Here is a 22,286-nt window from a genome sequence, read left to right as displayed (position 1 = left end):
AAAGCCTTGTGAAAAAACACTATATGTATGGATTTAAGCTGTCAAGGGTCGACACGAAGTGACGATTTACATGCCCTTGACAGCAACAAAACGATATATTTCAAAAACGGGCATGTGATAAAGAGACTTTTTCACCGCCCTCTTATTTATACCCCGGTTTCGTATAATACATACCTGATGACATCCTCAAGGTCTTTACTGTCCCTGAGCACCGTTTCCAGGATGGCTTTCCCTTTCTCTCCGAACCGTGCGAGCGATTGAGCGCTGTAGAGTTTTACCCACAGATTATCATCGGAGACAAGTATTCCTGATAACAGGGGAATTATTTCCTCCGTACCGATATTTCCGAAAGCTTTTACCGCCTGGCTTCTGATAATCCAGTCGGGTGCGGAAATATTGTCCTGAAGAAACGGTATACTCTCCGGGTCGCAGAATACGCCGAGCGCCTTGATACAGCCGATTTTGAGCTCCTTGTTCTCGGTCTGCCTTGCCAGTTTCAAAACGACAGTCGAACTGTCGAGTGCATTTTTATAGGCGAGAATATCCACTATGAGCCGTTTCCCCGCATCGGTGACTTCGCGGTCATCGAGAAGCCTGGTCAATACCGGATTGAGCTCGCTTCCATAACTCAGAATGATATCCGATACCTTGGATATACTGAGGTCGGTTTTGTTGAGAACATCACGGATAATCCGGTCAAGGTTTTTCCCTGTGCCGATACGGTTGAGGGCCTCGAATGCGCTGATGGCGACGAACGAGCTGCTATCGTAAATGAGGTTCATGATTTTTGATTCGGCCGCGCGGTAGTTCATCAGTCCCAGGTAATGGGCGCTGTATGCGCGTTCAATCGCATCTGAGGAGTCAAGGGCGCCCATAAGAACCTCATAGTATCCGATATTCCAGAGAAGCCGGATGAGGCGGTCGTTGTCTTCTCCCTTGAGGTCGACCAGGTAATTTTCGATAAATGCCCCGAATATCATCCAGTCGCCTGTTTTAAGTTTCAGACTGTAAAGATCGACCGTGTCGATTATACCGGTGATATAGTCGAGGACTATTTTCTCCCAATGCGCTTTTTTTCGGATGACACGGCGGTTTCTCATATTATAGATGATACGGAAGATAATGGCGTACATGAGCAGAAAGAATACTATTACAGCCATGATGAGAATAACGCTCACCAGGATGAGTTCACGGGTGGAAAAAAAATGCAGTATGCCGGTCGTATTCATGTGTCCCCTGGTGTTCCATGTATTTCAGAATCTGACATCGACAATGAGGATGTTTTTCAAATCCGTGTATTTGGATTCACGGGACATATTTTCATAGAGGTAATAGAAAGTAAGACCGTCGCTGAATATATAGCTTACCTGTGCGAGCACCGAGAAGAAACTCATGTTAGCGCCTTTTGTGAGGAGGGTTTCATACTCGGGACTGTACAGACGGTTTCCTCCGGTAATTCCCAGCCTGAGAGATATTCTCCTCGTAATCCCGTATTCCCCGTCCGTCCAGTATGACTGGTCGAAATTGCCATCCGAATCGACGCTTCCAAAGTATTTTCCCCAGAGAGAGAGCCGTGGGGTCACGGAGAACCGGATACTCGGCGAAAGCAGGCTGAAGGAAATACCGGGATAGGAACTGTGACGGAATCCGATTCCAGCGATATACCGGGTTTTTTCACGGGTCAGTTCCGCGGTGAAGTGGTCGGAGGTCTGATCCGCCGAGTCGCGTCCGTGTCCATAGGTAAGCTCGATATAGTGGTTGCTGCCTATATTGAGGACCGATCCCGCAGTAATGATGGTATTATTCCAGGAACTCCGATGATCGTGGTATGCCCTGACGAGAAGCGAGGCAGAGGGACGTACCCGTACAAGGGCGGTATTCTCGAATACCTTCGATAAACCGATACCGGAATAATCGAGATAGGAAAACGAAAAGATGTTCCTGACCCGTTCAGCGGAACCTGCTGTACTGCCGACGAAAAGAACTGTCACGACAATGGGGATTATTTTTCGTATGTTCATGTATTCACCGTATTGTTAAGAGGATTGGTATCGTTAACATACTGTACGGATATGCGATGATGAGAATCATGAACGTAAAAAAATAATGCTGGTCACCTCCGAATCATTACCGGTGTCTATCGTGTTTTGAAGTCCTTCGGATACAGGATAATCTGTACGAGATTGTTCGTGTCGAGATAAGTGTTTGCCGCCTTCCGGACAGCATCGGGCGACAGATTTTCTACCATGCTGTCGAATTGGAGAACGGTCAGCGGGTCCTCCCGGTTAAAGTAGTAAAAATCCATAATGTTCAGCCAGAAAGAATTATCCTTGAGGTCCGTTTCACGCTGCCGTTTCTGACTCTCCCTGACCTTTTCGAGATAGACATCGGTCGTGCCGGATGTTTTAAGGCTGTCTATCTGGGTGAAAACCGCGGCGGTCAGCTCGCCGACCCGTTCCGGAGCGCAGCCGAACGATATGGTGAGCTGATACTGCTCGCGAGGATAATGGGAAAGCGATTGGGAAACGTTCACACCGTACGTGCCGCCCATATCCTCGCGGATGACCTCGCGAAGTTTGATCCGGAGAAGCTCGGTCATCGAGCCCATATCGTAACGGTTCTGGTATGACCAGGAAAAATCACCGGTAAAGATGAGCTGCACCTGGCTCTTTTGCTCGATTCCCGCCCTGACTTCTTTCCTGATCGATCCCCGGGGAAACATGACTCCGGTGTCCCGCCAGGTTTCCTTTCGCTTGAGGGATGGCAGGCCTCCGATATACGTTTCGACGAGAGGTTTTATTGACGAAAGGTCGAAATTGCCGACGAAATAGAAGGTGAAATCGCTCGCATCCATAAAACGGTCGCGGTAAATATCGTACGATGCATCGAGATTCATCTCATCGAGGAGGGCTGTTGTCCAGGGCCGCATGCGCGGGTGATAGGAGGCCATGGTTACCAGGACGGTATCGGAAAAGGCTGTTTCGGGTCGTGCGCTGCGGTTTTCTATCATGCCTTTCATGCGCGATTTGTATGAGAGGAACGCTGTGCTGTCTTTGCGCGGTTCGGTGAAATAGAGATAGATAAGCTGAAACATGGTTTCGATATCTTTGGGAGATGCGTTCCCGGTAATGCCTTCCTGAAGGTCGCTTATCCAAGGTGACACACCCACAACCTTGCCGGAGAGTTTTTTATCGAGCTCGATAAGATTGAACGGCCCCGCGCCGCCTTCATTCACTATCGCGGATGCCGTTTTGGCGGCAATGAAATTCCTGTCCGGTACCAGCGAATATCCGCCGGGGCTCGATGATGTAAAGATGATTTCGTCATTCTTGAAATCGGTGGGTTTGAGAACGACACGAACCCCGTTGGCGAGCGTCCATTCGGTAATTCCGATTTTCTCTATCAGGCGCTCGCTGACGACGGGGGATGGTGTGGGAGGTGTCTCGACGAGAGGACGGTCGGAGACGGTATCGACATACGGCTCGATCTCTTTTTCGCTTACGGTGTCGATAACAGTGAGAATTTCTTTTTCACCGGGCACCTTCACACCGGGTTTTTCAGGCGCATTGACCATGATGACCCTGTTGCGGTCAGATATCCATGCGGTCGCCAGCCTGTTTACCTCTTCCAGGGTGATTTCCGGAATATATTTATTGAAGATGGCATATTCAACCTCAATACCCGGAATTGGCTCGTCCGCAAGAAAATTACGCGAGTATTCGTTGGTAAAACTCCCCGATTCGGTTTTATCGCGTTCGCTGTAAGCCTGTTCTATGAAGCGCAGCAGTTCCTGTTTCTGACGGTTCATCTCGGACAGGGTGAATCCGAAACGCCGGACACGGGCAGCTTCGGTCATGAGCGCATCGAGTCCCCGTTCGATTCCGTTATCCTTGACTCCCGTACCGAGAACGTACATCTCTTTTGCCAGAACCATCCTGGTGTTGGTTGAATACCCGTAGAGGAACGGCGGGTCCGACTGCTTTGTCAGCTCGCTGAGACGCTGGTTGAACATCCCGTGGTACATGTATTCCACGAGCTGCCTCCGATAGTCGCCCACAGTTCCTTCCGGCGGCGCATCGTGCTTGTAGTAAATGCTGACGCCGTTACTTGTGGCTTCGGGGTCGGTAGCGATTGCGAACAACGTTTCATCATGATCCGGCAGGGGATACATAATTCTTTTTGGCGGTTTTTTCGGAGAGGGTATCCGTGCAAAATGCTGTTTTATAAGGCTTTCAATCTGGTTTTTATCAAAGTCGCCTACCGCGATCACGGCCATGAGGTCAGGCCGGTACCAAGATTTGTAGAATGCACGGAGAGTATCGTGCCGGAACTGTTCGATTATCTCCTTTTTCCCGATTGGCAGCCGCTCCGCATACCGTGACCCATGGAAAAGCACCGGGAACTGCTTGTCGAGCATCCGCATATCCGCGCCTCTGCCCTGGCGCCATTCCTCGACGATAACCCCCCGCTCTCTGTCGATCTCGTCATCGTCGAACGAGATATTGTGCGCCCAGTCCTCGAGTATCTGAAAAGCCTTCTCGACAATATGCGTACTGTCGGTCGGTACCTGGAGCATGTACACGGTTTCGTCGAAGCTTGTATAGGCGTTTAAATCCGGCCCGAACCGCATTCCGATGGATTCGAGATAATTCACGAGCTCGTGCTTCTGAAAATTCTTCGTGCCGTTGAACGCCATATGTTCGACGAAGTGCGCCAGTCCCTGCTGGTCGTCGTTCTCGAGTACCGAGCCCGCTTTTACAACGAGCCGCAACTCCATCCGTTTTTCGGGTTTCCCGTTTTCCCTCACATACCAGGTGAGGCCGTTATCGAGTTTGCCCTTTGCTACGCCGGGATCGATCAGCAGGGCTGCATCGAGGTTCAAGGACTGCCGCACGTTCTCTTCGGGGGTTGCCATGCCTGTTTTCCGGGGAGCGCATGAGCCGAAGAGAGAGAGTGCGGATAGTAAAATTACAAGGGGTAATCGTTTCATCGCTGGTCTCCTGTTATCCCGGATTATTCATAAACGCCGAAAAGAGTAGCGGTAACTATGATATAATATCAATAATAACAAAATTCTATAATGTTATCCATGTTTTCACATGATCCCCCTCGGCTTCGCCATTTCCCCCTTATAAAAAAAGGGGGCGCCAGCCCATCTCCCCCCTTAAAAGGGGGATGCCGTAAGGCAGGGGGGATTTTTTGTAAGAAAAAAACAAATTCATGAATAATCCGGGTTATGAATATATATGAGAATCTATGGTTATTTCAGAAAAAAATCAAGTGGTGAGAAAGGGGCAGAGGGAGAGAGGGTCTTTCAATACGGATATTAAAAAAGGTACCCTTTTGCAAGGATACCTTTCCCGTGACGATCGGATGAGTTCATTGTTACTTCATGAGCAGCATCCGGTGAGTGGCAATCCTGTCACCCAACCTCAATTGTGTGATATACACTCCTGAAGAAACACAATTGCCACTGCTGTCACGGCCATCCCAAGCAGCACTATGGCTGCCTGCCGACAGATTCCCGGCGACGAGCTCGCGGATTTTCTGTCCGGAAATACTGTATATGGAAAGATTCACGGTTCCCGGGTCGGGAATCATGAACTCGATGGTGGTTGACGGGTTGAACGGATTGGGGTAGTTTCCGTTTATTTTAAGTGCAGTCGGGAGACTGTTTTTTTCTTCCACAACGGCAGGCTCCGCCGATATTTTGAAACTCTGAACCACACCGGCATCTCCGACTCCGCCGAATCCTCCCAGCCACAGGACTCCCTCCCCGTCGATAGCGATTTTGCTCACCGATCCCGTGGTTTCACGGTCATAAACTGTCCATGAAACACCATCGAACGAAGCGAGGCTGCCGTTGATGACACACCACAACCTGTTGTAAGCATCCACCTCTATATCATTGATCGCGGCATGGTCAGGTATCCCGATAATATCTTTATCGTAGAATGTCCACGCTGTACCGTTGAAACTCCAGATTCCATCGTCAGTACCGAACCACTTGATGTTGTCACGGTCGACAGCGGCAACCATGATATTACCTTTCGGAGCGCCGTTTTCTTCCGTATAATTTATCCATGTTGAACCGTCAAAACTCCATACACCCTTGTCGTATGTTCCGAACCATTTAATATTGTCGGCATCGACAACAACGGAAGACGTTATAAATTCAAAGGTGTGATAGGGAGTCCATGTTGTACCGTCAAAACTGCATATATTCCTTCCGGAAGCGAACCATTTGACATTATCTTTATCAACCGCACAATCGACTATCGAAGTATAAACAACGTTGTTGGTGTTTGCGGGACCGTAAAATGTCAATGTTGAGCCATCGAAACTTCTTATCCCGTAAGCGGTACCCATCCACAGGACATTGTCCTGATCCTCGCCGATACATAAGACAGCATTTGTGATTGAGTTATATTGGATAAGAGAGCTGTTTGGCGGAATATCGTTTTCTGACAGTGAAAAGATATGGTTTTCCCATCCGCTGCCATCAAATTCCGCAGCTCCGAAATATGTTCCGAACCATTTGGTGCCATTACGATCGATGAATAAATCCTGCATATTATAACTTCGCGGTCCCCTGGTCAGATATGTTTTCAATTCCGATCCATTGTAGCTGTGCAGCGAGTAAACACCGCCCGTCGTATCCATGGATACAAACCATAAGGTTCCATCGCTGTCGAGTTTTATATCCCAGTAAGCGGTAATGGTATATGGAATCAGGTCTTCAAAATGATACTCGGTCCATGATACGCCATCGAAACACTTTATACTCCTGTACGCTGCACTATAGCTCGGAGGACCGCCGCATGTAACCCATACCTTGCCGTCTCTGTCCGTATAAACACTCGAAACCACAGAAACATCTTTCTGCTTTGTGAATGTCTTGCCGTCAAAACGATATAAACCATACGGACTCAGAAACCACTTGTTGTTATCGTTGTCGACAGCAATTTTTCTTACATAAGTTGCCCCTTTGTTTAAGCTTCCGTAATTCACAAAGGTGGTACCGTCAAAACTCATGACAACCCGCTTCTTCGATTCCATGCCGTTGAGGTCGTGAGAAAGCCATATAATCCCGTTTTTATCGACAGCTATGGAAGCCACGGGATCGACCAGAATTCCACTGTTTTCGGCCGTGTATGTTTTCCATGTTGAACCGTTGAAACATGCAAGACCCCCGCCTGTTCCTACCCAGACCGTTCCATGTTCATCGAGCGCAACCGCATTGATGCCGTTATCCGGAATGCCGCTGTTTTCGGTTGTGTACGTTGTGAATGCTGTTCCGTCGTATCGCTGGAGACCGCCCATCGTGCCAATCCATAACTCATTGTTTTCGCCGATATCAACGGTTATAACGTAATTACTCGCAAGACCGTCTTTCGTGGTGAACTGGACATAGGTGCCGTCGAGTATGTTCCATCTGACCAGGCTGCCGAGCGTTGCACACCATACATAATTTCCCTGAAAAGCATAGTCTCTGATGTTGTTTCCGTCCGTTAAGGACTGCATAACCTCCAGAGCATGTGCCGATATGGTGATGCATGTCAGCGCCAGCATCAGGAGTATGACGATGGCTTTTCTCATTTCCCCCCCTACAAGAAAATGGGTGAACAGGTAACAATAACAGAATAACTGGTTGTTAAAAATAATTTTAGAACAATCCTGAAATCGGCATTGAGTCTACCATAATAAAACTACTGTGGTAGAATATAATTGTCAAGTATTTTCCGAATAATATTACAACCGTTTTTCAGTGATTATTTGAAAGAAAAATAGTAAAAGAATTTAAAGATACGGTGAGACGCTGTGTCGATTTAATTAAACAGAGGTATGGTTTCTGCCCGGTATTTTTTTATTTATACACTCTTCTGACAGCCTCTCCGAGGTCGAAAGGTCTCGTTCTGCTGGCCATGGCAGGGTTGATTTTGATTGCTATTTTATACTGTTTCATCGCCTTGTCGAGATTGCCCTGTTCAAAGAGGATGTCTCCCAGATTGAAATAGGCATCCGCATTGTTTTTATTGAACAGGATCGCTTTCCGGAAGTATATCCGGGCCAGATCATACTCACGTTTTCCGAAATACGCTTTCCCGAGGTAATTTGCCAGGTCGGAGTCATCCGGCTTATATTCGGAAGCCTTGAGAAACACTTTTTCGGCCAGTGCATAATTTCCTGTGTCCAATAGTTTTTTCCCCTCGGTTATGCAGGAATCGAGGTCCTGTAATGTATCAAGTAATACCTCGTCGTCGGTTTTTTCAGTGACGGGAACGGCCGGTACTTCTTCTTTTTCCGGCTCGGATGTGGTCTGTGGCGAGTAAGCATACAGGTTTTTCGGTTCTTTTTCCGAAGGTTGTGATGGTGATGATGAAACGGTTTTACTGTCGGTCTGACGTTGAATTTCATTGGGGGTGACACGAGTATTTTTTTCGGGTGTACCGGCTGTTTGAGGAACAGGAAGATCGGAACGTTTGTCCGGTGATATGGCAGGGGATTTCTTCTCGGCAATGACCGGTTTCTTTTGTTCGGGTACACTGTTTTCGGCTTTATAAGAACGTGAAGCCGATGTGGAATCCGTAACATTCTCTGCTGTTTTTACCGGGGCGGCGGATTCCGGTTCATGGTCCGTTTTCCGGTTGCGGCTGTCGGCAACAGTCGATGTTTCGACAGGAACAGGCTGCTTTTCAGGCACTGCCGTCACGGAAACCTGCCCGGATATTTTGATCCCTTCCTGAGCCTCTGATACTCCTGTAAAAGAGCCGTTTTCCCTGAAACCGAACAATCCTGTAGCAACCGCTGTTCCGAGGGAGAGCATGATCACCATCAAAGCAATCTCGAATCGTGTATGGACGATTATCTGACGGGAATCCTCAAGGATTCGTTCAACCCTGCGCAGCAAGGATGATTTGAACGATATGATCCCGACTCCGACCATGATTTCATGCTTTTCGGGTATGAAATTTTCCGCCAGGCTGACGAGCTGACGGGCATAGGAGACCGAGTTTCTGCCATGCTTGAGAACATAATCGTCACACACATAATCGCTCGAATCCTCGAGATGATGATTGAGGAGTTTCATGAGAGGCTGGAGGGGAAGGAACACAATCCCGAGATTGCTTAACAGATTCCAGAAACAGTCGCGGCGGACAAGGTGCGCAAACTCGTGGAGGAGAATCTCTCTGGTTATGGTGATCCCCTCGGGCAGCAGCACAGCGGGTTTGAATATACCGGTGAGGAAGGGACTGTTTACCAGACCGCTCTGAAGGATGGCCGGCCTGTCGATTTCGAGCTCGGAAGCGATGATTTCGCTTTCCGCGATGATGCCGGGTTCCGCTTCGACCGCGGAATTCCGCACATACAGTATCCGGAAGTAAGAAAAGGCAAGCCTGATGAGCAGAAAAAGTGAAAATCCTGTCCATACAACGGTCAGAACCATATAGAATATGGCGCGCCACGGCTCTCCGCGTTCCGATGATCCGCGTCCGTTCCAATTCCCCTGGTTTATGCCCGTGAGGGATTCTAAGGGATGTACGGGTGATCCGATGTCGGTTTCCCGTTCCAGAAATGAGCTGATCAATGGACGGTCGGACATACTGTGCCGCGGACCGATGCCATCGGCCTGTCCGGAGTGAACCTGTGGGGAATCATATTTCGTGAATGTAAGGGATGCCGTGGGAACAGTCAGCTTAAAGGTCTGTATACCCATGCTGTCGATGGTCAGAGACACGAGCGGGCAGAGAAAAACCGCGGCAAGAAACATCCGGAAGATAAGCGAATGAATCGCCGCGCTCTTGTGCCTCAAAGCATAAACGACGAATAATCCGAATGTTATTATGATAGTTGACTGAACCATCAGATTGGCACTGACCATGACAAAGATGTTTGACATGTTCATGAGCCATTCCAGAACGGGCATAGCCCTCATGATCACTTCTCCTTCTGATTTATCAGATCACGGATTTTCTTCAAATCTTCCGGAGGAATATTTTCATGCTTGAGGAGATAGGAAACAAGCCCGCCCGGCGAGCCGGCAAAAATACGGTCGATGAAATCGTGTAAAGCGCTCTGGGTGACATTTTCCGATTTTACGAGCGGGTAAAAAATAAAGGTGCGGTTATCGATCTTATGATCGATAGCCTTCTTTTGCTCCAGTTTTCTGAGCAATGTCTGCACGGTACTGTGTGCAATCGGCTCAATCTTGTTAAGTTCATCGGTAATTTCGCGTGCATTTGCCTCCTTGTAATTCCACAGGACTTGCATGATTCTCATCTGCACACGACCAAATCTCAGGCTAGACATAGTGTACCCTCCATAAGTAAAACCATTCTCTATAAGAGTAAATTTACTATGGTAAAAAGTTTTTGTCAAGCAATATTTTTTTCCACTTTTTGCGAAAAACCTTTCAAATATAATACTATCGTGAAAAAAATCGCCTCAATTATAAATAATGCAACAAAAAAATAAAAAACAATAGATTTGTTGAAAAACACAGTATAATTATTATACCGCTGAGGAGCATAAGTATGAATATTCATCCATTGAAACACATCATCTTAACTGTCTGCATGGTATCGGCCGTATTCACGGGATGTGATAATTCTTCGACGGGAACACCCTTTACCCGGACTGCCGGCCAGGGAAGGGTCGGATACTGTGGAATTATTTACAAAGGCGCCCGACAGCCGAAAGAGCCTTCTGTCCCCTGCGAACAGGAACGGAAGCGAAAACAGATGGCGGAGCGAATGGACAAACGTAATATGCTCTATACCGCCACAGTGGCGGTCGACTGCGACAGCGCGATGCTCCGTGTTCCAAAAGCCTTTGAACGCTCCGCGAACAAAGACTTCACTGTGGCCCTGACACCGCCGGAAATTGAATTCGTCATCATCCCTGTCGAGCCGAAGTTCCTTGCGGTGTACAACAACCAGTTCGAATCGGGATGGTGGGGGAACTACTGCCAGTCGGCCTTCGATCAACCGACCGGAAAGTTCTTTACCGGCGTCGCCGACCACGGGGCGTATGATGCCCACCTCTATCTCGTCGAATACGACCCCGCGACACGAACCGTACGGTGTCTTCCCGAACTCAACCGCTCGCTCGAACGGACGGACAGGCAGTTCGGCGATGGCATCATCCACGGCTGGCTCGACATATACCGGAGCAGCGACCTGCCGCGACCCCATATCTGGTTCTGCACATACTGGGGGAAATTCCCCGAACCCTCAGAGGACGATTATGCGACCGGATACGACGGCGGCCATATTTTCAGCTATGACATGGCGACCGGCGATTATGTCGATTACGGCGCTCCTCTGCCGCGGACATCATGGCCGTACCACCGTGTGGACACAAAGCGGGGGATGCTCTATGCGGTGAGCCTGTTCAACGAGTTCCTTGCATGGGACATCAACGGGCAGAAAACGCTCTGGGCCGGTTATCTTCCCCCGTCGATGAGCTGGTTCAACCGGGCGATACTCCTCGATACCGTAACCGGCATGGTATACACGACGAATGCCGATGATTCCGACACCGAACATCACATGATCCGCTACGATCCGTACAAAAACCGTTTTTCCCGCATGAACAGCAGCATGCCGAAAAACGCCCGGACAGGCGCATTCGATCACATGCGCGCCCAGACCCGCGACAGGGGGCCGGACGGTCTCTTCTGGGGTGTGACCAGCGACGGCGAGCTGTTCAGCTTCGATCCCGATCATGACACGATCGTCGACCGGGGACTCAACTGGCCGGGAGACAGCAGGTATACATGCACCATGGAACGGAGCCCCGGCGGCCGGTACATCTACTACCAGGTGATGTCGGAAAAGAACGGCTCCCCCGTTGTCCAGTACGACACGAAAACCGGGACGAAAAAGGTGCTCGCCTTCATGTTCCCGTATTATTACGGGAAGTACGGCTATGTACCCGCCGGGTCGTATTCGTTCAGGCTCGATGACACCGGCGGAAAGCTCTTCATGGTCTGGAACGGCGCGTTCTACGATTATGACGGCGACATGGGAACGGAGCGGTTCGGGCACTGCTCGATCATGCTCATGCACATACCCGAGAGCGAACGGAGAGAATGAAAGCTGTAAGGCAGTAAAAGCAGGCACAAGAAAGAAAGATTAAAGACAGGCAAAAGGTAAAAGTGAAAAAGAATAAAGGAACAGAGGGACAGGGGACAAAGAAAAAGCGCACGGGTATAGAAAGATCGTCCGGTTCCCCCCTCTAAAGGTTAGAGAGGGAACACAGGGGTGAGTTAAGGGTGGTGCGGTGCGGGTCTTTTCACTTAGTCCCTCAGAGCTTCAGTCCCTTAGTCCCTGTCTTTCTTTTTACTTATGCCTTCTGCCTTTTGCCTTATGCCTGTCTTTTATCCTTTCCTCAACGTCACCGTGAAGGTGCTTCCCACATCCGGTTCGCTCGAAACCACTGCATCGCCGTTGTAGAGCAGCGCGAGCTTTTTGACAATGGACAGGCCGAGCCCGCTTCCGAGGATGGTGCGGGTTTTCTCGTTTTTGATACGCACGAAATCGTTGAACAGCTTGTCCGCCTCGTCCTTCGTCAGTCCGATACCGGTGTCCGCCACGATGATGGTGACCGTGCCGTTCCGCCCGGTAATGGTTATGTCGACCTTCCCGTTGTCCCTGTTGTACTTGACCGCGTTGGAGACGAGGTTGTTGAGGATGATTTCGATTTCCCCGCGGTCGGCCATCATGGTTACCGGTTTGTCCGCATGGAGGGCTATCGTGACTGAGCGTTCGCTGGCCTGTGGAAGAACCGTTTCCATGGCGGTTCTGGCGACATCCCTGATATCGATCTCGGTGAGCTCGCGCTGTTTTTCGCCCGACTCGATACGGGTCATGTCGAGAAGATCGACAATGAGCTTGCGCATCCCGTCGAGACGAACCATGCTCCGGTCGATGACCTGGTCATACCCGGTGATGTTGTCGCCGACCGTGTGGCTTTTCATGATCTGGAGGTAGCCTTCTATCGCCGCGAGGGGAGCTTTCAATTCATGGGCGAGCACCGAAATGAACTGGAAACGGACCTTGCGTTTTTCCTCGGCCAGCTTGCGGGCCTGGCTTATGAGGATGAACCGACCCGCGGTTTTACGGATGACATGCTTGAGCTCTTCCGGTGTGAACGGTTTCGGAAGGAAGTCATAGGCGCCCCGCTTGGTTGCCGTTATCGCTGTTTCGAGCGATGCATATGCTGTGATCATGATGGTCAGCAGTTCGTTTTTTCTGGGCTCGATTTTTTCGAGCACCTCGAGCCCGCTCATGCCGGGGAGCTTGTAATCGAGGAGAAGAATGTGCGGGTGGATGGTATTGATCTTCTCAAGCGCTTCTTCTCCGCTGGAAGCCTCGTCTATCGTGAAACTGACCTCCACTTCCACATCGGGGAGCTTTACCTTGTAATCACGCAGCGTGCGCACAACTGCCATGCGCATTCCGGGCTCGTCGTCGGTGATGAGTATCCGAATGTTTTCCATCCGCTTTATCCCTTCAACAGCCGGCTGATTTCACGCTGGAGCTGCTCGAACCTGATGGGTTTTGCGAGGATCGCATCGGCTTTGAGCCATACCTGGTCTTCGCCTCCGCTCACATCGAATTCGAGGCCGGTTTCCCGTGTGACCGCGGTAACCATGATCACCGGAATCGACGGGTCGATTTTCTTGATGTGGTAACTGAGAGTGAAGCCGGCGTCCATGTGCTCCATCATGAGATCGACAATTGCCATATCGGGTCTGGTATCTTTTAGAATTTTTTCTGCCTCGGTTTTGCTTTCGGCACTGATGACCTCGAATCCGGCCGCTTCGAGCTGGAGTCTGAGCTGGAGCAGAAGATCGATATCGTCATCGACAATGAGTATCTTTTTCTGTGTACGGGGAGTTTCCATTATTCCTGACCTTTTAGTTTTAATGATGCATTATGGGGGCGGTGAAAAAGTCTTTTTTTCACGCGCCTGGTGTTGAAATGTATTGTTTTATTGCTGTCAAAGGCATGTGAATCGGCACTTCATGACGACCCTTGACAGCTAAAATCCACACGTGCGGTGTTTTCACCAGACCTCTATTAAAAAGATAATCCCGGAGTTTCCGTTTTCATACAGGCGATTTTATATGGTTCGACATATAGGATAGATGCCGAAACGGGTTCTGCATGACGACGTGATCGCATGTACGTCACCCTGAACCGGTTTCGGGGTCTATACATAAAATAATAAACATCCGAATCTCATATCAATGACCGCAACGGTGTATCAAACAAACCATCGTCAATCCTTATCCTTTTTGATTCATACGGGGAAGGGTAATGGTGAACGTTGTCCCCGTCGGTCCTGCCTGCGGGTCGGCATTGGATTTGACCTTGATGTTCCCGTAGTGCATCTTGATAATGCCGTACGTCACAGCCAGTCCGAGCCCTGTGCCTTTCCCGAGCTGTTTTGTCGTAAAGAACGGTTCGTAGATTTTGCTCAGGTTTTCTTTCGGAATGCCGATACCGGTATCCGAAATGATAAATTCCACCGAGGTTTCGGAACCCCGAGTTGTTATCGTGAGCTCGCCGCCATCGGGCATCGCCGCATAGGCATTACCGATGACATTGGTCAGAACCTGGATTATCTGGTCACGGTCGAGGTCTGTTATGGGATTCTCGACTTCCCTGAGAAACCGGATGGTGATATTTTCCGGCGTCGGAACGGTAATCAGGCTCCGTTCGACCAGATCGTTGATATCCGTCTCTTCGAGTGTAACCTTGTTCTCACGGGCGAATCCGAGGAGTCCTGCCACGATCTTCTTGCAGCGGTCGGCCTGTTCCGCAATCAGGGTGAGGTCGTCACGGAGCTTCGGATTTTCATTGTTTTCGTCACGGAGCAGATGGGCGTACATGAGAACGACCCCGAGCGGATTGTTGACTTCGTGGGCGACTCCGGCCGCGAGCTGGCCCATGCTCGCAAGCTTTTCAGAGTGCATGAGCGCTTCCTGTGTATCGGCGAGCTGTTCATTCGATACGGCGAGTTTCTTTATGGTCGTTCTGAGCTCTTCGATCGTGTAGGGCAGACACATCTCGATTTCGGCAAGTCCCTTGTATATTGCAACCGCATGTTCGCGGCATGTCTCGTAACCGCAGGCGCCGCAGTTCAACTCGTCCTGAAAGGTATATTTACCCATTTTTGCCAGTATCTTGCTGATTTCCTCCTCGTCGCGAACAGGGATGCGCTGGTCGTTTGCGGTAAATGTCCTGCTCAGGTCGAGGTCGGAATACCCGGCCATTTCGGCGAGCCACTGCTGGTGGTCTCGTTTGGTGATATAGTCGCGGACAAATTTGCTGACCTGCGAGCGGCGGCTGAAAAGGGGAGCCTGGGAACTGATTCCGGGACCCGAAATGCAGCCATGGCAGCAGAGAACTTCCAGCAGTTCCGCGTTGAGGTCGCCCGATCCGAACTCTTTGATAGCGTCAACGAAGTTCTGACGGCCATCGGTTGCCACAACCCTGCCGGTGACGAGGTCTTCGGAAATCTGTGCTGACTGGAGCAGGCCCCTGCTGATCGAAAAAAGAGAACCGAGACTGGCATGGGGCGGGTCGAAGTCGAACGGTTTGACCATGTCCGATGTTATTTTCGCCTCCGCAAACATCTCCCGCAGTTCCTTGAAGGTGAGGACGGCATCGATTTCATTATGCAGATGAATGCTTGCGGCCTCCATCTTTTTGGCAATGCAGGGACCGATAAAAATAATTTTCATATCTTTCGAGTACGTGCTTCTGAGCGCCCGCGCCATCGCCACCATCGGGGAGACAATCGGGCTGAGATATTTAACGAGATCGGGATGATATTTTTCGACATACAGTATCAGGGCAGGACATGTGGTTGAAATGTACCGTTTCCCGTGGTTTTCCGCAAGCAGCTTGCGATAGCGGTCTGCGACAAGATCGGCTCCGAATGCCACCTCGGTTACATAGGAAAAACCGAGCTTCCTGATCATCCCGACAAGCTGTTTCGGGCTGATTCTGTCAAACTCCGCAGGAAAGCTCGGAGCAACGCACGCCACGGTATCCGAGCCCGATGTAAGCAGCTTCCAGACTTCATCGATGGAGCTAATGACCTGTTTCGCTCCCTGGCTGCATACCTTGACACAGTTGCCGCAGTTTATACAGCGCTCGCTGATTATCTCCGCCTGGCCATCCGAGATGAGAATGGCCTTGGCCGGGCATTCACGGACGCAGGTATAACAGACGCGGCAGCGTTCTTTTATGGTGGTGACAAACGATTTCGTTCGCAATGTATACCCCTGTTTTTCTTTACAGCAGCACTTCCTGACGGGTGTGGTAGTGAGTATGCAGGAGGTCGTGGCTCTTTTCACCGAGCGGTTTCCCGAGAAATTCGTCGTACATTTTCTGGACATCGGGATTCCTGTGCGAGAAATGTATCCGCTCGTCACGGTCGATGTTATAGAGCTTCTGCATGCGCATCCGCACCGCCTTTGAATCGGTGCTGCGAGGCTGGCCGCCGCCCGAAATACAGCCGCCGGGGCATGTCATGACCTCGATGAAATGAATGTCGCTCCGTCCCGCACGGATTTCTTCGAGGAGCAGCCGCGCATTCGCGAGGCCGTTCACAACCGCAAACCCCAGCGTGCGGTCGCCGATGGTAAGATGAATTTCTTTGCGCCCCTTCAATCCGCGGATGTCGGGAATTTTGTAATCGGACATTTCGCTGCCCGTGAGGAGGAAATATGCTGTTCTCAGGGCCGCTTCCATGACCCCGCCGGTGGCGCCGAAGAGTTTGCCCGCGGTGCTTCGGACTCCGAACGGAGTATCGGCGGTATCGGGTTCGAGACTGAACAGGTCGATGCCCCTCATCCGGATGATTTTCGCCAGTTCACGGGTTGTAAGAACGGCGTCCACATCGGGGATGCTTTCATGGAGCATCTCGGGACGGGCCGCCTCGAATTTTTTCGCGGTGCAGGGCATGACCGAAACACTGAAAATGCTGTCCGGTGAAATTCCCTCACGGTCGGCGAAATAGTGCTTGATGAGCGCGCCGAGCATCTGCTGGGGACTCTTGCAGGTCGAGAGATTATCGATAAAATCGGGATAGAACTGCTCGACATATTTGATCCATCCGGGCGAGCAGCTTGTCATCATGGGGAGTTTCCCGCCTGTTGCGATACGATTGACCAGCTCCGAGGCTTCTTCCATGATGGTAAGGTCCGCGGAAAACGAGGTATCGAAAACCCGGTTGAAACCGAGCTGCCTCAGCGCTGTTACCATGATTCCGTTTATGTCCGCTCCCGGTTTAAGACCGAATTCCTCGGCGAGGGTGACGGAAATGCTCGGAGCGTGCTGGACAACGACATATTTGTCGGGATCGTTGAGCGCATCGAGTACCGCGGTTATATGGGATTGCTCGGTGAGCGCGCCGGTCGGGCAGACAGCGATACATTGTCCGCAGTTGATGCAGCTCGACACATTGAGGCCGCTCCTGAACGCGGTTTCGACGGTGGTTTTGTTTCCGCGCCCGGCGAAATCAATTGCCGAAACGCCCTGAATTTCTTCGCACACCCGGACACATCTGCCGCAGAGGATGCACTTCGAGGGGTCGCGTATGATCGAAAGATTTGATGTGTCGATATGGTATATGTTCTTTTCGCCTGAAAAACGGCGCTGGGACACACCGAATTCCTCCGCAAGCTGCTGAAGCTCGCAGCTCCCGCTCCGTGAACAGTACAGGCAATCGTCCGGATGAGCCGCAAGGAGGAGCTCGATGATGGTTTTACGGGCATTGACCACACGCGGGGAGTGCGTCCTGATCTTCATGCCCTCGGCTACGGGGAAAGCGCAGCTCGGCACGAGATTACGCTGTCCCTCGACTTCCACCACGCACATACGGCATGCGCCCGACGGGAACAGATTTTCCATGTGGCACAGTGTCGGAACACGTATGCCTGCACGGCGAATGGCGGTCAGGATCGTTTCACCGTCTTCCGCCTCGATGACCTTGTTGTTGACCTCGATTTTTACCATGATTCTATCCTTATTGTTGAATTACTCGACTTTAACAGCATTGAAACGGCAAACCTGGGCGCATGTTCCGCACCCGATACATTTATCGGGAATGATGTAATGCGGGCTTTTCGGCGCGCCCATTATGGCGCCGCTCGGGCACTTTTTGAGACACAGGGTACAGCCCCGGCACGCTTCGGGATCGATACGGTACGTGAGCAGCTCGACACAGGCGCCGGCTGGACAGCGGCGTTCAAAGACATGGGCCTCGTATTCATCCCGGAACCACCGTAGTGTGCTGAGCACAGGGTTGGGAGCCGACTGGCCGAGTCCGCAGAGGCTCGTGTCCCTGATAACCTCGGCGAGACGGTTCAGCTGCATGATGCCGCGGAAACGGTCCAGAGAATCGATGCCCTTTTCGGTGCCCCGTCCCCGGGTGATGCTCCTGAGCGTTTCGAGCATCCGCTTTGTGCCCTCACGGCAGGGGATGCATTTGCCGCAGCTTTCGCGCTGGATGAAGTCCATGAAAAACTTCGCGATATCCACCATGCAGGTGTCCTCGTCCATGACCACCATGCCGCCCGAACCCATCATCGCGCCGACAGCCTTCAGCGATTCGTAATCGATCTCCACATCGAGGTGCTGTTCGGGGATGCAGCCGCCCGATGGCCCGCCGATCTGCACTGCTTTGTATTTTTTGCCGCCGGGAATACCACCGCCGATTTCGAAAATGATCCGTCGGAGTGTCGTTCCCATGGCAACCTCGACGAGCCCTGTGCGGGTGATTTTGCCCGAAAGAGCGAAAACTTTTGTTCCCTTGCTGGTCTTTGTGCCGATAGAACCGAACCAGTCGGCCCCATTTGCTATGATCGGCGGCACATTGGCGAGAGTCTCGACATTATTGATGGCTGTGGGACAGTCGAAAAGACCGCGAACGGAAGGATAAGGAGGCCTCGGCCTCGGCATTCCGCGCTTGCCCTCGATGCTGTTTATGAGCGCGGTTTCCTCGCCGCAGACGAACGCACCGGCGCCCATTTTTATCTTGATTTCAAGGTTGAATCCGCTGTCGAGTATGTTGTACCCGAGCAGGCCGTACTTGATCGCCTGCTCGATAGCCTGCCTGAGCCGCTGTATGGCAAGGGGATACTCGGCGCGCGTGTAAATGTATGCTTTCGTCGCCCCGATAGCGTACGCGGCGATGCTGAGCCCTTCGAGAACCCTGAAGGGATCGCCCTCGATGACAGCCCTGTCCATGAACGCGCCGGGATCTCCCTCGTCCGCGTTACAAATGAAGTACTTCTGGTCTCCCGGCGTCTTGAGGGTAAGGCTCCACTTTTTCCCCGTGGGAAATCCGCCGCCGCCGCGTCCTCTGAGACCGCTTTTTATGACCGTTTCGCAGACCTCGTCCGGTGTCATGCCGTTGATAGACTGCGCAAAAGCCTTATAACCGCCGTGCGCGATGTATTCGTCGATACTTACCGGATCGATTATACCGCAGTTGGCAAGCACCCACCGTGTCTGGGGCGCGAAAAACGGGTGCTCGTCGATACAGGGTATATCGGGCCATGGTTTCAGGCCATCCTGCCTGAACTGGCCCAGAACGGTTTCCTTTTCGACGGCACCGCTGAATACACCGTCCAGGAGACTGTTCACCTTATCTTCGGTCACTTTGCTGAACGATACCCGTGTCCGTCCCGGAAGCTGAATATCGACGAGGGGTTCCTCGACGCACAGCCCGATGCAGCCGACCTCGATTATGTCCGCTTCGAGCGCATGTTCGCTCAGATAATTCCGAATGCGCGCAAGGGTTTTTCCCGCTCCGGCTCCAAGGCCGCATGTCCCGGTGCCGATGAATATGACCGGTTTATTCACTTTTTCACGACGCAGAAGCGCCAGCTCGTCCTGAGCTGCGCCCGTTTTTCCTTCACGGTTTTCCAAAAAGAGCCCGATAACATCGGGGCAGGGTATCCCGGTTGTTTCCCAGCAGCTCTCACATGTTTTCCATATGTCAGTTTTCTGAGTCATGTTCTTCGGCCTTTCCCCGGTATGAGTCGATGATTACCTTGACCTTGTCCTGAGTGACACCGGCATAGAATTCACCATTGATGCTGATAACCGGGGACAGACCGCACGCGCCGATACAGGCAACCACCTCCAGGCTGAACACACCGTCCCTCGTCGTTTCACCCGGCGCGATATTGAGCTCGCGTTTCACGGCATCGAGCACCTTTTCAGATCCCTTGACATGACAGGCGGTTCCGCGGCACAGCTGGATGTTGTACTGACCGCGGGGCTGAAAGCGGAACTGGTTGTAAAAAGTCGCCACGCCATAAATCTTGCTGGCGGGCAATTTAAGGTACTTGCCAATGCTGACGACATCCTCGCGGGACAGAAATCCTTTTTTTTCCTGGACTTCCTGAAGAATGGGTATAAGATCATCGCGCTGAGCATTGGGGAATTTTGCGAAAATCGGTTTCATATCATTGTTCACGGTAACGGACCTCGCTTTTACGATAAGAGAGCCAGTGAGAAGCGCATTTGTGTCATTTTAAGTCGTGATATAATTCACATTGTTATTTTTGTAACAAATTAATAAAATCCCGCCTCATTGTCAAGTACATTTTTCCTTTTTGTCATGAATTTGAACGTTTCTGTTGAAAAACCGTGCCTGTTTTTCATTATATTACACAAATATCCGACAGCTCATGTCTGTACTAATATCGGCGGGCGTGCGAAATGGGTACCTTTTCATTGCCTTCCTTAATTATCCGGTCAGTACGTCGATTCTTTTCACGTTTTTGGGGGATGGAGTTCACGGTGAAAACCAGGGCAGGATTTATAGTATTGTTTATCTTCATGGTGCTTGGATTTGGTGTTCTTTCTGCAAGCGGCGGCAAGGAAAACGGGCAGCGCACACAGGAAATGCGCAAGCAGCTCTACGATATTTTCACCACGATGCCGCCGGAAGGCGACAGCAGAGGCCCGACAGGATCCGAGCTCGCATGGGGTGAAAGCTATATCCTCATGGGATTTGTCTCGGCATACGAAGCCACGGGCGACACCCTCTTTCTCAGCCGTCTCTGTGAACACGCCACCAACATGTTTGCCATACGGGATGACTTTACGGATATCCATGACGACTACCGCGGCCGTGTCATTCCGGCATGGAGTTCGAATCGATATACGAACGGGAAACAGTATGCGTGGCTCGTTCATGCCGGAATGGTGACGTTTCCTCTGGCTCGCTTCGTGTATCTCGTCCGCAGGGAGCCATCCCTCGAAATGCAGTTCGGCGACCGTGCCCGGATGATCCTGAGCAGAGTGAGGGAAACGGTCTCCTGTTTCGATTGCGAATTTGTCGATGGGCCCTCGGCGGGAGAAGGATATTACACCGGAATAAACGGCGCTATCCTTCCGCTCAACCAGATGAATGCCATGGGACGCACCTGTGTCGCGCTCTGGCTCGCCACCGGAGACCGGTATTACCGCGACAGGGCATCGGCGCTTGCCAATTATTTAAAAAACCGCCTCAGGCTCGACAGTGAAAAGGATGCGTACGACTGGTCGTACCGTGTCTACCCCGATGGTTCATGCGAGGGCTCGGAGGATGTTTCCCATGCCTCGATCAATGCCGATTTCGCCTTCCAGTGCTGCCGCGCCGGAATCGTGTTCACAAAGGGCGACATGAAGCGGTTCGCTCATACGGTCATCCGCGTTATTGCCGCCGGGGACTCGATCAGCTCCCGTATCGACGGTTCAGGCGGCTACAACGCTACCTATGCCGATCAGGCGGGACGCTGGCTCCATTTCTCATATTTCGAACCCGGTGTCGGGGATATCCTGTACGGGTACCTTTCCGACCGTCTCAGGAAAGGGGAACTCGGCGTTCCGACCGGCATCATCACAGCGGCATATTACTGCGAAACGGGAAACCGTGGATTCAGGAAGGAAAAGCCGGGGAAATGAATCGGTAATGGTTTGTGGTTGAGTGTGATTTAATGAACAGGAATTGAACCTTTTATCCCGGATAATCCTGAAAATTATTCAACCACGAAGACACGAAGACACAAAGAGATACAATAGACTCAATAGTGTCCGGTTAAAATTGTTATAAAAGTTCGAAATATCCTGTAAACAGGGCATTTACCGGCATATGGATTGTTTAAGATTTGATTGTTACCCCTTTTCTCCACCCTAACTCACCCCCTGCCCCCTCTCTTGCCACAAGAGAGGGGAAGCGCCCGCTAACATCTATTTTATCAAGGTGTT

The 22,286-nt window shown here is 51.2% G+C and carries 14 protein-coding genes; 2 read left to right on the top strand and 12 right to left on the bottom strand.

All coding sequences use genetic code 11. The features are described from left to right. Positions 1–146: 146 nt before the first annotated feature. The 6 genes from LLG96_18820 to LLG96_18795 form a co-directional block, all read right to left on the bottom strand. Positions 147–1,229 (bottom strand): HEAT repeat domain-containing protein, encoded by a 1,083-nt coding sequence (locus LLG96_18820; GenBank protein ID MCE5252259.1) that lies wholly within the window; start codon positions 1,227–1,229, stop codon positions 147–149. A gap of 24 nt (positions 1,230–1,253) precedes the next feature. Continuing rightward, the gene (locus LLG96_18815; GenBank protein MCE5252258.1) at positions 1,254–2,021 is read right to left on the bottom strand and encodes a hypothetical protein; all 768 of its coding nucleotides are present in this window, start codon (positions 2,019–2,021) and stop codon (positions 1,254–1,256) included. A gap of 116 nt (positions 2,022–2,137) precedes the next feature. Next, positions 2,138–4,990 carry an insulinase family protein gene (locus LLG96_18810; GenBank protein MCE5252257.1) on the bottom strand — a complete coding sequence of 951 codons (2,853 nt, stop codon included), beginning with the start codon at positions 4,988–4,990 and terminating at the stop codon, positions 2,138–2,140. Between the two features lie 395 nt (positions 4,991–5,385). Continuing rightward, positions 5,386–7,599 (bottom strand): T9SS type A sorting domain-containing protein, encoded by a 2,214-nt coding sequence (locus tag LLG96_18805; GenBank protein MCE5252256.1) that lies wholly within the window; start codon positions 7,597–7,599, stop codon positions 5,386–5,388. Between the two features lie 268 nt (positions 7,600–7,867). Then, positions 7,868–9,937, bottom strand: coding sequence for a tetratricopeptide repeat protein (locus tag LLG96_18800; GenBank protein ID MCE5252255.1), 2,070 nt, complete (start codon positions 9,935–9,937; stop codon positions 7,868–7,870). Between the two features lie 2 nt (positions 9,938–9,939). Then, a complete protein-coding gene (locus tag LLG96_18795; GenBank protein ID MCE5252254.1) occupies positions 9,940–10,311 on the bottom strand; it encodes a BlaI/MecI/CopY family transcriptional regulator in 372 nt (123 codons plus the stop codon). Between the two features lie 224 nt (positions 10,312–10,535). Here LLG96_18795 and LLG96_18790 point away from each other — a divergent pair, with 224 nt between their 5' ends. After that, a complete protein-coding gene (locus LLG96_18790; protein MCE5252253.1) occupies positions 10,536–12,098 on the top strand; it encodes a hypothetical protein in 1,563 nt (520 codons plus the stop codon). Positions 12,099–12,382: 284 nt separating this feature from the next. On the opposite strand, the gene LLG96_18785 is transcribed toward LLG96_18790, so the two are convergent. The 6 genes from LLG96_18785 to nuoE all read right to left on the bottom strand — a co-directional run bounded on the left by LLG96_18785 (position 12,383) and on the right by nuoE (position 20,508). After that, the gene (locus LLG96_18785; GenBank protein MCE5252252.1) at positions 12,383–13,504 is read right to left on the bottom strand and encodes a response regulator; all 1,122 of its coding nucleotides are present in this window, start codon (positions 13,502–13,504) and stop codon (positions 12,383–12,385) included. Positions 13,505–13,509: 5 nt separating this feature from the next. Further along, the gene (locus LLG96_18780) at positions 13,510–13,911 is read right to left on the bottom strand and encodes a response regulator (protein MCE5252251.1); all 402 of its coding nucleotides are present in this window, start codon (positions 13,909–13,911) and stop codon (positions 13,510–13,512) included. Between the two features lie 385 nt (positions 13,912–14,296). Continuing rightward, a complete protein-coding gene (locus tag LLG96_18775; protein MCE5252250.1) occupies positions 14,297–16,417 on the bottom strand; it encodes a 4Fe-4S binding protein in 2,121 nt (706 codons plus the stop codon). Next, on the bottom strand, positions 16,314–18,038 hold the full coding sequence (locus LLG96_18770; protein MCE5252249.1) for a [FeFe] hydrogenase, group A: 1,725 nt from the start codon (positions 18,036–18,038) through the stop codon (positions 16,314–16,316). The genes LLG96_18775 and LLG96_18770 overlap by 104 nt, the downstream gene beginning before the upstream one ends. Before the next feature lie 21 nt (positions 18,039–18,059). Then, entirely contained in the window at positions 18,060–20,042 is a 1,983-nt protein-coding gene (locus LLG96_18765; GenBank protein ID MCE5252248.1) for an NADH-quinone oxidoreductase subunit NuoF, read from the bottom strand. After that, on the bottom strand, positions 20,026–20,508 hold the full coding sequence (gene nuoE, locus LLG96_18760) for an NADH-quinone oxidoreductase subunit NuoE (protein ID MCE5252247.1): 483 nt from the start codon (positions 20,506–20,508) through the stop codon (positions 20,026–20,028). The genes LLG96_18765 and nuoE overlap by 17 nt, the downstream gene beginning before the upstream one ends. Before the next feature lie 326 nt (positions 20,509–20,834). Between nuoE and LLG96_18755 the strand changes: the two genes are divergently transcribed. Continuing rightward, on the top strand, positions 20,835–21,983 hold the full coding sequence (locus tag LLG96_18755; protein MCE5252246.1) for a hypothetical protein: 1,149 nt from the start codon (positions 20,835–20,837) through the stop codon (positions 21,981–21,983). Positions 21,984–22,286: the final 303 nt, after the last annotated feature.

Source organism: bacterium (assembly GCA_021372535.1).
GTDB lineage: Bacteria > Latescibacterota > Latescibacteria > Latescibacterales > Latescibacteraceae > JAFGMP01.
This window is presented reverse-complemented; position numbering and strand designations above follow the sequence as displayed.

Bases quoted from the DNA above. Each gene is read 5' to 3' on its own strand.
- LLG96_18820 (MCE5252259.1), bottom strand. From the start codon at position 1,229: ATGAATACGACCGGCATACTGCATTTTTTTTCCACCCGTGAACTCATC.
- LLG96_18815 (MCE5252258.1), bottom strand. From the start codon at position 2,021: ATGAACATACGAAAAATAATCCCCATTGTCGTGACAGTTCTTTTCGTC.
- LLG96_18810 (MCE5252257.1), bottom strand. From the start codon at position 4,990: ATGAAACGATTACCCCTTGTAATTTTACTATCCGCACTCTCTCTCTTC.
- LLG96_18805 (MCE5252256.1), bottom strand. From the start codon at position 7,599: ATGAGAAAAGCCATCGTCATACTCCTGATGCTGGCGCTGACATGCATC.
- LLG96_18800 (MCE5252255.1), bottom strand. From the start codon at position 9,937: ATGAGGGCTATGCCCGTTCTGGAATGGCTCATGAACATGTCAAACATC.
- LLG96_18795 (MCE5252254.1), bottom strand. From the start codon at position 10,311: ATGTCTAGCCTGAGATTTGGTCGTGTGCAGATGAGAATCATGCAAGTC.
- LLG96_18790 (MCE5252253.1), top strand. From the start codon at position 10,536: ATGAATATTCATCCATTGAAACACATCATCTTAACTGTCTGCATGGTA.
- LLG96_18785 (MCE5252252.1), bottom strand. From the start codon at position 13,504: ATGGAAAACATTCGGATACTCATCACCGACGACGAGCCCGGAATGCGC.
- LLG96_18780 (MCE5252251.1), bottom strand. From the start codon at position 13,911: ATGGAAACTCCCCGTACACAGAAAAAGATACTCATTGTCGATGACGAT.
- LLG96_18775 (MCE5252250.1), bottom strand. From the start codon at position 16,417: ATGTCCAGAAAATGTACGACGAATTTCTCGGGAAACCGCTCGGTGAAA.
- LLG96_18770 (MCE5252249.1), bottom strand. From the start codon at position 18,038: ATGGTAAAAATCGAGGTCAACAACAAGGTCATCGAGGCGGAAGACGGT.
- LLG96_18765 (MCE5252248.1), bottom strand. From the start codon at position 20,042: ATGACTCAGAAAACTGACATATGGAAAACATGTGAGAGCTGCTGGGAA.